We start from the raw sequence: 13278 nt of genomic DNA on the forward strand, positions 1-13278 counted from the left end.
AAAATACCAACAATGCTTAACCAAAAGTGAACACAACGATTAAAAAAAGAACAATTTAAAACAAAAATATATTTAATGTTAATATAGAAATAGTTTTATTATTAAATAATAATCAATATCTTATATATAATTTTAAGTATTATATTAATATCAAAACATCGAAGTGATCACATTTCTTTCATAAAGAATAACTTTCAACGAAAAGTACCAGTGAACCTTTAGAAAATCTCTTTAAAACTCCCTCGTAAAGCGATTCAATTAAGAAACACAAAACAAACATAAAATTAACATATTCGCTTGCAACCTTTATACCCTATCAATGCAAGCCCTCATTGTGAGATAACGAGGTAGACATGAAACCAGAAGATTTTCGTTCAGATGCTAAACGCCCCTTTAATAGCCAAGAATACTTAAAAAGCCTACAAGATGGCCGTGAAATCTATATTTATGGCGAGCGTGTGAAAGATGTCACTACTCATCCAGCTTTTCGTAACTCCGCAGCTTCAATAGGACAGTTATATGATGCGCTTCATGATAAAACGACTCATGACCAGCTTTGCTGGAACACCGACACAGGTAACGGTGGATACACTCACAAATTCTTCCGTTTCGCAACCAGCCCAGAAGAATTACGCCAACAGCGTGATGCCATCGCAGATTGGTCACGCCAGAGCTACGGATGGATGGGACGCACTCCAGACTATAAGGCGGCATTCGCCAGCTGTTTAGGTGCGAACCCTGAATATTATGGCCAATTTGCAGATAACGCGCGCAATTGGTACAAACGTATTCAAGAAAGCGGTCTGTACTTTAACCATGCGATCGTTAACCCACCGATTGATCGTCATAAGCCCGCTGATGAAGTGAAAGATGTTTATATCAAACTCGAAAAAGAAACAGATGCAGGGATTATCGTCAGTGGTGCTAAAGTCGTTGCGACCAACTCCGCATTAACACACTATAACTTTATTGGTTTTGGCTCTGCACAAGTAATGGGAAATAACCCTGATTTTGCCCTGATGTTTGTTGCCCCAATGGACGCAGACGGTGTGAAATTAATCTCACGTGCATCTTATGAATTAGTGGCTGGCGCAACAGGCGCACCATTTGATTATCCGCTTTCAAGCCGCTTCGATGAAAATGATGCCATCTTGGTGATGGATCACGTGTTAATTCCATGGGAAAACGTCCTGATCTACCGTGACTTTGACCGTGCACGTAATTGGGCTGTCCAAGGTGGGTTCGCACGTTTATTCCCATTACAAGCTTGTGTCCGCTTAGCGGTTAAATTAGACTTCATTACCGGATTGTTACAAAAAAGTTTAGAATGTACAGGTGTTATTGATTTCCGTGGTGTACAAGCAGATTTAGGTGAAGTGGTTGCGTGGCGTAACCTGTTCTGGTCCTTGACTGACGCAATGACTTCTGAAGCCAAAGCCTGGGAAGGCGGTGCATTCTTACCGGATACCCAAGCTATCCAAACTTATCGAGTTATGGCACCAATGGCTTACACCAAAATCAAGAATATCATTGAAAGTAACGTAACAAGTGGTTTGATTTATCTGCCATCAAGCGTTCGTGATATGAATAATCCAGAAATTGATAAGTATTTAGCGAAATATGTTCGCGGTTCGAACGGAATGGATCACGTTGAACGCATCAAGATCCTTAAATTAATGTGGGATGCGATTGGTAGTGAGTTTGGTGGGCGCCATGAACTGTATGAAATTAACTATGCAGGAAGCCAAGACGAAATTCGTCTGCAATGTCTGCGTCATGCACAAGGTTCTGGCAATATGAAAGCCATGACGGATATGGTTGATCGCTGCTTATCAGATTACGATCAACATGGATGGAAACGTCCACACCTGCATAACAACAATGATATTAATCAGTTAGATTCGCTGCTGAAATAATCGGCAGCAGGAGGTCAAAATGTCTTTAGAAAATGAACATCGCCTGCGTTTCAGAGATGCGATGGCAAGTCTTGGTGCAGCAGTCAATATCGTCACCACGGATGGGGCTGAAGGTCGCTGTGGAATTACAGCCACCGCAGTCTGTTCAGTTACAGATACGCCACCCACTTTGATGGTCTGTGTCAACCGCAACAGTGCAATGAATGCGGTTTTTCAAAAGAATGGCCGCCTGTGCGTGAACGTACTGAGCCATGATCAGGAAGAGTTAGCGTGCCATTTTGCTGGGATGAAAGGTTCCACAATGGAAGAGCGTTTTAGCTGGAATGTGTGGGAAAAAGGTCTCTTACAACAACCTCAACTAAAAGGTTCTCTTGCTAATTTAGAAGGTGAAATTACACAAGTGCAAGATATTGGTACGCACTCTGTCTACATGGTTGAAATGAAACAAATCATTGTTAACGATACAGGGCATGGTCTCGTTTACTTTAAACGTAAATTCCATCCTGTTATGCACCAAATACTTGAGCCAACCGCTTAATTGGTAAAGTATTTATATTAAATAGCCTCTTATATTTGAGGCTATTTTTTTATATCTCATCGTTTAGTCAAAATAATAGCTAGCAACAGACTTACTCCTCATAAAATGTTTCAGTCTGAAATTTTTTACGCATATAAATTATTAGTTATTTCGTATAATTTTTAAAGGATAGTGTTTTTCTGAAAAAAACAAATACTCCTTTAGCCTCCCACCTTTAAACATAACATGCGTAAACCAAAAATCAACCATCTGATTTTTAACGATTTTTAGAATTACACTAAATATGCTTAATTGACATAACATAAATAACAGGTATAAACTCAAATAATATAAATATTTTTCCTATAAATACAATCAATCTAAAAATGAACTATTTGATTAATAATCATATTAATTATGACAGTCATCAGGGGCTGTTATATACCGACGATATTAATGATGCCTTAAAGCTAACGACCACGCTAAATCGCTTGTTATTAGTCTTAGTGCAAAACAACCATGATATCGTTGACCGAGAAACAATATTACGCAGGGTTTGGGAGGAACATAACCAAGTCGTCTCTGATAATAACCTGAATAGTAGTGTGTCTGTACTACGACGCCATTTATCTTCCTTTTCTGATGAAGAAATTATCACAACAGTACCTAAAGTTGGGATTAAGTTTTCTGCTGACCTGAAAATTGAGAATGAGCGTGAGGAAATAAAGGATAATAATGACAAAGAATTGCTTACTACTGAGGTTGAACTAGGTTCTTCATCAAAAGTACCCGAAGGGACTCCCCCCCAAGCAAGCGAAAATAAAAAAAACTACATGCTGAATAACCGGTATGTTGAAATTTCACTTATTGGACTCATTATTTTTTGCTTATTATACCTATTTAAAAGTTATTTCTTTGCAAACCGAACAGAATATCCTGAAGTTGGTCGTATCGATCAATGCAGTATCCGCTACATTAATAGTTACCATAAACCCGATACAACAACCATCAGCTTTGCGACAATTCAAAATGAACTCACGAAATTAAACCTTGATTGTAAAAAGCCAGCAACTGTTTTTTATTATAATGTTGGTATCGTCGCGAATGATAAAAATTTATATGACAATTTCCTATTTTTGTCCTATTGCCCAACAGTACCGAAAGAGAGCGCAACTGTGAGCTGTGAGAATTTTTATGTCAAATAAATTATCACTAAGAATGCTTTTCTTGTCCATTATCTCTATAATTTTGGTTTTTATTAGCTTATATGTTCATCATATAATTAATACCCCTGTTATTCCCGATTGTCAGACAACTTTAAAAATAAATATCTCTGACCATCGTTCTACCTTAAAAGGATTTTACCTACTAAGTGTTATTCCTAATGAAAACAAACCTGACCAACATACGTTCATCATGAATGGAAGCATTAATGAAAATGGTAAAAACTATACTATTTCACGAAAATTTCTGATGAAACATGAATACTTAGGCGACCATTTTTTTTTACGTGTTGACAATATATTTATAGACCCAGGTGATCAGGCTCAAGGAAAAATCAATATTCGAGGAGTACCTGAAATGAATCAACTTTATTTTTTAAAAATAAAAAAATTAACCGATACAAGTTATATTTTTGAAGAAAATTTCTCCCCACTTTTTATTTGCACTCTGTAAATTCAAAAAAAACCACAAAAAATGCATCAAATATTGATATTTTGATGCATTTTTTTTATTTCTAAACATCTTCAACCTTAAAACACCTTAAAAGCACAAACATTAAACATTTCATAGCAAATTAAATTAGCATAAAAACATTAATAGACATTAAAAAAAACTAAATACCAAACTATAACTTTGAATTTAATTAAAATTAAAGAATTTTATTCCACTTTACACCTGAGAAGGATAAGATTTCTCCCGTCGAAATGACCCACGCTAAAAACGATTATGTTAAGCGTTCTGTGATTAGGACATTTGAAAATCCATTGATGGATACTGAACTTTATTCCTATGCCAGTACTTATATAAAGGCTTACTAGGGATCAAATATTTACTTATTTTTAAGGATGTAAGATATGAAATTAAATAAACTTTCTATTGCTGTTTTATTCGCTACTTCTGCTATTTCAACTTCTATCTTTGCTAGTGGTAATAGCGGTGAATTACATTTCAGCGGTCAAGTTGTTAATGCTCCATGTAATATTGAATCAGAGAGCACAAAACAAGAAGTTCCATTCGGTCAACTTTCTCGTGCATCTTTAGAAGCAGGTAATGCAGCAGAGAAAGATATCGCAATTAAATTAAAAGAATGTAATTTTGATGAGTTTAGCAAAGACACTGAAGGTAAGTGGGTTGCTGTTAAAGATATTAAAATTACCTTTGGTGGTAAAAACTATGTCGGTACTGATAAAGAATTCTTAGGTACTACTGGTACAGCTTCAAATATCGGTATTCAAATCAAAGATTTCAAATTTGATGAAGCCAAATCTGTTATGAACCAAATTCGTAATAAACAAGGTGAAAACGTTTTAGAATTTACTGCATTAGCTAAACGTGTTGATGGTGCAACACCCGTTACCGAAGGTGAATTTAGTTCTATTGCTGATTTTAAAATCACATACGAGTAATTTTTTTAGGGGAGAGAATTCTCTCCCCATAAAAGGCTCATTATGAAAAAAAATACTTATCTATGGATTGCCTTATTATTTAACTCGATTAACTCTAATGCGACTAGCTCTAACCTTGGACATATTCAAGATGGTCTTCGAGGTGAAACAGTAATGCAAGGTTATATCGTTGCGGCACCTTGTTCAATTGAAACTGATAGTCAATATCAATATATAAATTATGATTATATTTCTAACTATAGTATAGATAATATAGAAGATGAAAAATTAATGCGAAAACCTTTCTATATAAAATTAAATAACTGTATTAGTGAATATGACAGCAGTAATCATAAAGGTATTAAAATTCGTTTTTTTGCACCACAAGATACGTATTCTAATGCAATAAAACTATCAGGCCCTAAGCCTGGGGTTGTTCTATATATATACGATATTAACAATAATTTATTAATGCCAAATAAGCTCTATTCTATTTCTAATAACTACGTTTATTTTGATAAAAAAAGTAAAGAGAGCTTTTTAAAATATGAAACAGAATTGGGTGCAAGTAATAACGAAATTACACCTGGCGATTACTTTACCACAATTAAATTCAACGTTACTTACGATTAGTAAATAAACTCATAATTAATTTGATGAAAAAATCATGGTTAAATTTAATATTTACTCTTACATCATTGTGACTTCTTTTGTATCGTCAATCTCTTCGTTAGCCTATGCTGTCGAATTTAATACCGATATGTTAGATACGGAAGACACTCAAAATATTGACTTTAGCCAATTTTCTCAGGCTGGATTTATCATGCCTGGTATTTATCATTTAACCCTCAAAGTCAATAATGAGAGTATGGGTAGTGCGCAAGATATCACTGTGATAGCGCCACAATCCCAAAACAATAATTTATTCGATACCGTTTGTGTTCCCGTTAATATTCTTGATCGTTTAGGGCTTACTCCAGACGCAATTAAATTAATTAAATATCGTGATGAGGGTAAATGCCTTGATTTATCTCCGCTTGAAGGTGCTTCATTAAATGTAGATTTATCGACATTAACGCTATCCATTTTAATTCCACAAAGCTATTTAGAATATACCGATCCAAGTTGGGTTCCTCCTTCACGTTGGGAAGAAGGTGTAAATGGATTTTTATTAGATTACAACCTAACAGGTTCTTTAACGCGTCGGAATTCAGGTTCACGAGAATCGTACCTTTCTGCTAACGGAACAACAGGGCTTAACTTTGGTGCATGGCGTTTACGCGGTGATTACCAAGCAAACTACCGAAAATCGACAGGAAGTTTCGAAAACCAATATAGTGATGCCACATTTAGCCGATTATTTGCATATCGCTCAATAAAATCTATTGCATCTATTTTAACGTTAGGTGAGAACTACTTTTATTCTGCTATTTTTGATTCTTGGCAGTACACCGGGGTATCTCTTGAAACCGATGAAAATATGATGCCCCCTAAATTAACGGGTTATGCACCAGAAATTATTGGTATTGCTCAAACTAATGCCACTGTTATTGTCAAAAGCCATAACCGTATAGTTTTAGAAACAACCGTACCTGCTGGCCCTTTTCGTATCCAGACACTAGATAGCTCCATTCGTGGAACATTAGATGTGACTGTGCGAGAAGAAAATGGTGAAGAGCAACAATTTAGCATTACCACTGCAGCATTACCCTATTTAACGAGACCAGGGCAAATCCGCTATAAATTTGCAGCGGGTAAACCACGTTTTAATGGCCGCCAGCTCGAAGGTGATTTAACTGCGTCGGGAGAACTCTCTTACGGGTTAAATAACCTTTGGTCTATCTATGGGGGATCCGTTTTATCAAAAAATTATCAGGCATTTTCAGCTGGCTTTGGCCGTGACCTGTTTTCATTCGGTAGCCTTTCGTTCGATGCGACTCAGTCACATGCTCAATTGCTTGATAAAACATTAACTGGCCGAAGTTATCGACTTAGTTATTCAAAATCATTTGATGAAGCCAGAACTGACATTACATTCGCAGGGTATCGTTTCTCTGATGAAACCTATCGCTCTTTACAACAAACGTTGGATGAACGACGTACTGGTAATGAAAGCCAAGCTCAAAAAGAAAGCTATCAAGTTAATATTAATAAATATTTTGATGATTTCTCATTGGGTGGAAACTATCAATATAATACTTATTGGAATAGTGAAACAGAAGAACAATACAGCTTATACCTAAGTACTCTTTTAAATTGGGCGGCTATTGGGCTAAAAAATATTAACCTGACAGCGTCTGCAACTCGTTCAAAAAGAGCAGGATATCAAGATGATGCGATCAGCTTATATTTCACTATTCCTTTAAGTCAAGGAAGTAGCGTCAGCTTTTCTGAAGGTTATACCCGCAACCAAAATGGCCAACACAGCTCAACACATAATATCGGCTATAGCGGATATAGTGAGCAGCGCAATTATAACTTAAATGTCGGTTATCAAACAGGAAGCCATCAGGATGACCAAACCAGCTTTAGTGGTTATTTAAACCAAAATCTTCCTTATGCCTCCATTTCAGGAAACGCAAGTTATGTCCCGAACGAATATCACAGTGTTGGGGGATCAATTAATGGTGGGATTACCTTAATTAAAGAAGGTATTGCCATGCACCAAGCCGCTTATGGCGGTACTCGACTCGTTGTAGAAACACCTGGAGCAGCTAACGTTCCTCTGAGTGGTGGCGTTTATCAAACTAATCACTTTGGACTCGCTGTATTGCCAAATGTGAGTAGTTATCGGAAAACCAGTGCATCTATTAATACCAGTAAATTACCAAAAGATGTTGAAGCATTAGAGACTGTCACCGATGCGACTTTGACTCGTGGAGCAATCGGATATCGTCGCCTCAACGTTATTCAAGGTGAAAAAACGTTTGCTCGCTTAAAGCTGGCTGATGACACTTATCCACCTTTTGGCGCTAGTGTACGTAATAGCAACAATATTGAACTCGGAATTGTTGGTGAACAAGGTATTACGTGGATTGTTGGTATCCAACCTAAAGACTTACTCAATCTCTATTGGGGAAATAAACACCAGTGTAGTGCCCGTGTGCCTGACGTGATTAATCCTCAGGAGATTTACCCAACTATTATTTGCCGTTAATAAGAGAACTAAGATGAAATTGAATTCCCCTTTTTTATTACTTACTAGCGTATTCACGCTGACTATGAGCGTAATTTCTGTTACGAATGCCGCGGTTACACTTGATCGTACTCGTATAATTTTCGATGGAAATCAGTCGTCTATTAATATTACGATCCGTAATGATAACCCTGAGCTACCTTATTTAGCCCAGTCGTGGCTGGAAAATGCGTTAGAACAAAAATTGGAAACAGGCCCTATTATTGCCACTCCGCCGATTCAGCGCATGGAGCCCAAATCAACTAGCCTAGTTCGCCTAAGCACCGCACCTGACATTGCAAAGTTACCGCAAGACAGGGAATCCCTGTTTTATTACAACCTGCGTGAAATCCCGCCTAAATCATCAGAAGCGGGTGTGTTGCAAATTGCATTACAGAGCCGTGTAAAACTATTTTATCGCCCTGAAAACATTGTTGCACAAAGCAAAACAGATTGGACGAAACATATAACATTAACAACAACATCATCGGGCTATACATTAAATAATCCAACACCATTTTATTTAACTGTAATTGGTTTAGGGAACAACCAAAAACAATCTGAAGAAAGTGATTTTGACGCGGTTATGGTACCGCCAAAATCTAATCAAACGATTAAATCCTCCAAATTTTCAACACCTTATCTTACATATATCAATGATTATGGTGGAAAGCCTTCACTTGCTTTCAAATGCCAAGCTTCAAAGTGCAGTGTGACGGAATAATGAGTAAAAAATAGATAGGAGCAGAACAATGAAATTGAATTACCTAGCACTATGGGCTTTTGCTATACCTATTTTTGCTGAATCTGCTGTGCCTGTGACAACAGGCACAATATATGTCAATGCGCGTATTGTTACTGCTCCTTGTCTACCTAATATCTCATTAAAATTAAATGAAAGTACTTTAATTGCAGCAACCTATAGCGTGGAAATGCATTTTTCTCATTGTAGCAAGTCAATACAAAAGCAAGCTTGGGTACCGTTTACACTGAAATTAGGCAATAACCAATATGTGCTAACACAACCACTACGCAATAACACCATTTTATTCTCTATTCCTGCTAGTAATAAGATGCAACGTGTGGAGATAAATTATGACTAGATACTCAACATTATTATTTAGCTTTTTATTCCTAACATGGAATACCAGCTTTGCCAATAGCCTAACCGTTTACTTTGAGGGTGTGCTAGTGCCGCTTGGCTGTCGACTGAGTGATGATGATACACAAAAAAAAATATATCTTTCTGGGCTACGTTTTTCTTCAATCGAAACATTAGAACGTTCAGATATGCAGCCATTTAAATTGGATATCATGGACTGTTCTGCAATGGCTTTGAATAAAACGATCAAAATAACGTTAAACACCCAAAATATTGAAACACATAATGGTATTAATTATTTAAAAACCACAGGTGAATCTAATGTTTTATTAGCTCTGACTGATAGTCGTGGTAAAGAACTGGCGCTTAATACAACAATTGATGTCAGCACAGTTACTGAATCAGGTAAAGGATCCGTTAATACACTTTTATTTGGTGTTTATGCTCAAAAACCCTTTAGTACTCGTTTAAAAACAGGGGGGTTTTCCTCAACTGTTACTTTTAATCTTGATTATCAATAAGGAGAATTGAAATGAAATTCATTTGTTTTTCATTCCCTTTAATTAGCTTATTAGTTTCCTTAGGTACTCAAGCGGATGTACTAATTTCTCTTTCTGCTAAATTGGTTCGACCGTCATGTGTACTTACTGCAGAAAATGGTGAAAAAGAATTAGTCATTAATTTTCGAGAGGTAGCGCTAGACAGACTAACTGAAGAAAAGCAGTCCTTTGGTATTCTCATTAAACAATGTGAACTTCGAAAAAATTTACAAGTTTACCTATCACCTAGAGAAGGAAGCACTCTGATAATAAACAATGAAACCGTGCTTGCGACCTCTATTAATGGATTGGGAATTCGTTTTTCAGAAGAAAATAAAAGTAATGCGCTCAACCTTAATAAATGGGAAAGGATTGCTCCATCCGTAAGTGGTGATACAGGGAAAGTTGTTATCCAATCACAATTAGTCACTAATCAAGCTATTGAAAATCTCACTGCAGGGCCGTTTAGTGCCGCTTTATCAGTGATGGTTGATTATCTGTAATATTGGGAAGTCTTTATGAAAAATATAAAAATATATTCACCATTACTTTTGTTACTCCTCTTAGTTAGCTTAAATTCCTATAGTGCGACCCGCTATTCAGGAAGTGGTGGTGGTTATAAAATGAGCTTAGTATCTAACAACTCCGTTGTTTCTAACACCCCAGCAATTGGAAGTGATAACAATAAATATTTTTTAATCGCTCCAGCAAATAGCTCCGGTATTGTTATTAATGAAAGCACATCTCAGCCTTATGGCTCTGTATATTGTACTGTGAACTTCTTACAAGGTAATTATTCCGCTGGTCTTCATTGGAGCTACGCCTATCACCGTGTCTTTGCTTATATGCCAGAGGCAGGCTTTACTATTGGTGGGCTGACCGCATATAAAATAAACAACAATACATTTTTTACTCTTTATTCTGAGAATGGAATAACCAGTGGCTGGCGAAATATTTCAGGGAGAGGATGTTCTAATGAAGAAATGGGGCCATTAGCAACATCATTTTTTACTGTTCATTTTCCTTTTACCGTTAGAGTTTATGTCAAAGATATTCCTGTTGATGGAAAAATTGTTATTCCAAATGCAATGATCGCAGGTTATACACGATTATTCCAAGACTATGGAACACCAGATATTTATGTACCTATTGATAAAGCCACCGTTAAATTAGACCTCACAACATCGGTTATCAATTATCCATCAAATTGCCGTTCTAGTATTGATAATTTAAATATTGATCACAAAACATTGGATGCTTATGAATTTAATAGTAAAGAAACTCGTACTGTTACCTATACATGCGATAGAGTGCAGCCAGTTAAAGTAAAATTAACTTTAGACTATGCCACAGACAGCGATCCACAAAAAAGACTCCCTTTAAAATCAGGAAATAATACTATTTATTCTGAGCTTACAATTTATGATGAACAAAATAATCAAAGTGGAAAAACATTTGAAACAACAATTGATAAAGTAAAAAATATTATGATTGAAAGTAAAGTTTCTGGTTATGACGCCGAACCAGGAGACTACAAAGGTAATGCTTGGTTAATCGCCACATTTATTTAATTTAGCGGTAATTGTACTATGATAATAATATCCCGCGCACTATTTATTGGTATCTTTATTGTTTGGCACCTTGCTAGTCTTATTTATATCGATAGCCTAGGAAGCCTAAGACAATCATTACCACAAAACATTATTAGTTGGTTATCTATTTCCTTGACAATATCTATTATTGCATTTACTGTTTTCTATCGAAAAATTAAAATAATCATTACATTACCTGCTATTTGCTACTGTTTCTCTTTAGCCATTCTAATGATGGGGTTAATATCTTATCAGGGAGAAAATAATAGCATTGATTTTTGGTATTGTTCTGGTATTACTGTTGGCGTATTACTCTATATTGCAGGGTTACAAGTGAGAAAAAAATGGTTAATACAATCATTTTGTATTTACTGTTATATCACTATTAGTGTAGCTCAAGCCTTTATCACTGCATATCAATATATATTTGAAGCCGATATTTTTTATCTTGCCTCTGGTATGAGGTCAAATGGATTATCACAACAAGTCAATATATTATCAGTTAACATGGCGGCTGCATGCTTATTATCTCTAATGACTCTTATATTATCACAATTTTCGTTATTATCTGAACGCTATGAAAAAATTAGGGTTGTATTACTTGGAACTTGTATTTTATTTTTCACATTAACTTTAGTTGTTCTGCAGTCTGTTATTGCTTGGCTAAGTTTTACTGTTTGTGCATTTATTTTTATTTGCCTTTTTTACAAGAAAAACCCTCTACGTGTTAGCTCTAGCTATTTTATTATTGCTGTAGCAATTTTCATTGGAATTTATCTAATAAGGCTATGCCCTCAGTACATTGCAACTGACATTATGAACCAATTCCATTTAAAACAAATGTTGCGTTTTTCTATTACTTTATTCTTAGAGAAACCTTATGATGCATGGGAGCAGTCTTTTTTATTTGAAAATAGTTATGAAAGAACAGCAATTCCTTTTTTCAGCCCTAAAATGTATATTGTTCCTCATCCACATAATGAAATATTACTCTGGCTGATGACTGGAGGTTTCACTAATTTGATATTTTTATCTTTATTATTAACCGGAGGTATCTATGTCGTATTTCAATCTTTTATAAAATATAAAATTAACGGAAATGGTTACCCATTGGCAATCATTCTATCAATAACCCCTATTATTATACATAATCATGTTGAATACCCTTTTTTACTTTCTGTATTACATTGGGGGATCGTCATATTATTTCTATCATTCTCAGATGCCGCTTTCGCATTAGAAGAACAATCCCTATTTTATATTAACAAGCAACTCTCTTATTTATTCAGCTTTATTATATTTATTATTGGATTGGGCATTTTTATTATTGGTTTATTTCTATTTAATGGAGAAAAATCTTTTTATGCACAGGGTAGTTATCATAACGAAAGCATAGCAATTCGAGTATCGAGTTCAATTAGCTTAGAAAAAAATAACGTATAAAAAAACATAAATAAACCTTATTTTCACTCAAGTAGTGTTATATTAATCAGGACAGTATTATGAGAATATATCAAACTGAAATTTCAAACACCTATATAGGACTACAACTTCGTAAGCGCCGCTTACAAATGGGCTGGACAGCACACACTTTAGGGAAAAAGTCGGGATTAAGCCAACAGCAAATTTCCCGTTATGAACGCGGTACGCAGAATTTTACGATTCATCGACTATGTATATTTGCTAATGTACTGCAGTGTGACCTAGATTATTTTCTTGAACAAAATATCTATGAGAACCATGCCCTTGTCGATATAAACCTTTAAGCACTGTTTAAGCAGTAAAATCTGATTTTGTCATAAAGCAAGATCAGATTTTCTTTATTCTA

14 protein-coding genes are annotated in these 13278 nt (G+C 35.6%); all 14 read left to right on the forward strand.

Features of this window, described 5'->3' with window-relative positions; all coding sequences use genetic code 11:
• Window positions 1-353 precede the first annotated feature (353 nt).
• The 14 genes from hpaB (at window position 354) to PSF28_RS04635 (ending at window position 13216) form a co-directional block, all read left to right on the forward strand.
• Window positions 354-1916 carry a 4-hydroxyphenylacetate 3-monooxygenase, oxygenase component gene (hpaB, locus tag PSF28_RS04570; protein WP_004914324.1) on the forward strand — a complete coding sequence of 521 codons (1563 nt, stop codon included), beginning with the start codon at window positions 354-356 and terminating at the stop codon, window positions 1914-1916.
• Between the two features lie 19 nt (window positions 1917-1935).
• Window positions 1936-2454 (forward strand): 4-hydroxyphenylacetate 3-monooxygenase, reductase component, encoded by a 519-nt coding sequence (gene hpaC / locus PSF28_RS04575; protein WP_210836940.1) that lies wholly within the window; start codon window positions 1936-1938, stop codon window positions 2452-2454.
• Between the two features lie 365 nt (window positions 2455-2819).
• A complete protein-coding gene (locus PSF28_RS04580) occupies window positions 2820-3638 on the forward strand; it encodes a winged helix-turn-helix domain-containing protein (protein WP_210836942.1) in 819 nt (272 codons plus the stop codon).
• Window positions 3628-4110: a FidL-like protein gene (locus PSF28_RS04585; protein WP_210836943.1), complete on the forward strand. Its 483-nt coding sequence runs from the start codon at window positions 3628-3630 to the stop codon at window positions 4108-4110. The genes PSF28_RS04580 and PSF28_RS04585 overlap by 11 nt, the downstream gene beginning before the upstream one ends.
• Before the next feature lie 401 nt (window positions 4111-4511).
• On the forward strand, window positions 4512-5063 hold the full coding sequence (locus PSF28_RS04590; protein WP_210836944.1) for a fimbrial protein: 552 nt from the start codon (window positions 4512-4514) through the stop codon (window positions 5061-5063).
• A 42-nt stretch (window positions 5064-5105) separates the two neighbouring features.
• The gene (locus tag PSF28_RS04595; RefSeq protein ID WP_272684711.1) at window positions 5106-5675 is read left to right on the forward strand and encodes a fimbrial protein; all 570 of its coding nucleotides are present in this window, start codon (window positions 5106-5108) and stop codon (window positions 5673-5675) included.
• Between the two features lie 34 nt (window positions 5676-5709).
• Window positions 5710-8199 (forward strand): fimbria/pilus outer membrane usher protein, encoded by a 2490-nt coding sequence (locus PSF28_RS04600; protein ID WP_210838550.1) that lies wholly within the window; start codon window positions 5710-5712, stop codon window positions 8197-8199.
• A gap of 13 nt (window positions 8200-8212) precedes the next feature.
• On the forward strand, window positions 8213-8941 hold the full coding sequence (locus tag PSF28_RS04605; protein WP_272684712.1) for a fimbria/pilus periplasmic chaperone: 729 nt from the start codon (window positions 8213-8215) through the stop codon (window positions 8939-8941).
• Between the two features lie 28 nt (window positions 8942-8969).
• Complete coding sequence (locus tag PSF28_RS04610; RefSeq protein WP_210838553.1) at window positions 8970-9320, forward strand: hypothetical protein; 351 nt, start codon at window positions 8970-8972, stop codon at window positions 9318-9320.
• Window positions 9313-9840 (forward strand): fimbrial protein, encoded by a 528-nt coding sequence (locus PSF28_RS04615; RefSeq protein ID WP_272684713.1) that lies wholly within the window; start codon window positions 9313-9315, stop codon window positions 9838-9840. The genes PSF28_RS04610 and PSF28_RS04615 overlap by 8 nt, the downstream gene beginning before the upstream one ends.
• Before the next feature lie 11 nt (window positions 9841-9851).
• Window positions 9852-10361 (forward strand): fimbrial protein, encoded by a 510-nt coding sequence (locus tag PSF28_RS04620; RefSeq protein WP_210838557.1) that lies wholly within the window; start codon window positions 9852-9854, stop codon window positions 10359-10361.
• A 15-nt stretch (window positions 10362-10376) separates the two neighbouring features.
• Window positions 10377-11429 (forward strand): adhesin, encoded by a 1053-nt coding sequence (locus tag PSF28_RS04625; protein WP_210838559.1) that lies wholly within the window; start codon window positions 10377-10379, stop codon window positions 11427-11429.
• Between the two features lie 18 nt (window positions 11430-11447).
• Complete coding sequence (locus tag PSF28_RS04630) at window positions 11448-12893, forward strand: O-antigen ligase domain-containing protein (protein WP_272684714.1); 1446 nt, start codon at window positions 11448-11450, stop codon at window positions 12891-12893.
• A 59-nt stretch (window positions 12894-12952) separates the two neighbouring features.
• Window positions 12953-13216: a helix-turn-helix domain-containing protein gene (locus PSF28_RS04635; protein ID WP_210838562.1), complete on the forward strand. Its 264-nt coding sequence runs from the start codon at window positions 12953-12955 to the stop codon at window positions 13214-13216.
• Window positions 13217-13278: the final 62 nt, after the last annotated feature.

Source organism: Providencia sp. PROV130, assembly GCF_028482225.1.
In the GTDB taxonomy this organism is placed as follows: domain Bacteria; phylum Pseudomonadota; class Gammaproteobacteria; order Enterobacterales; family Enterobacteriaceae; genus Providencia; species Providencia rettgeri.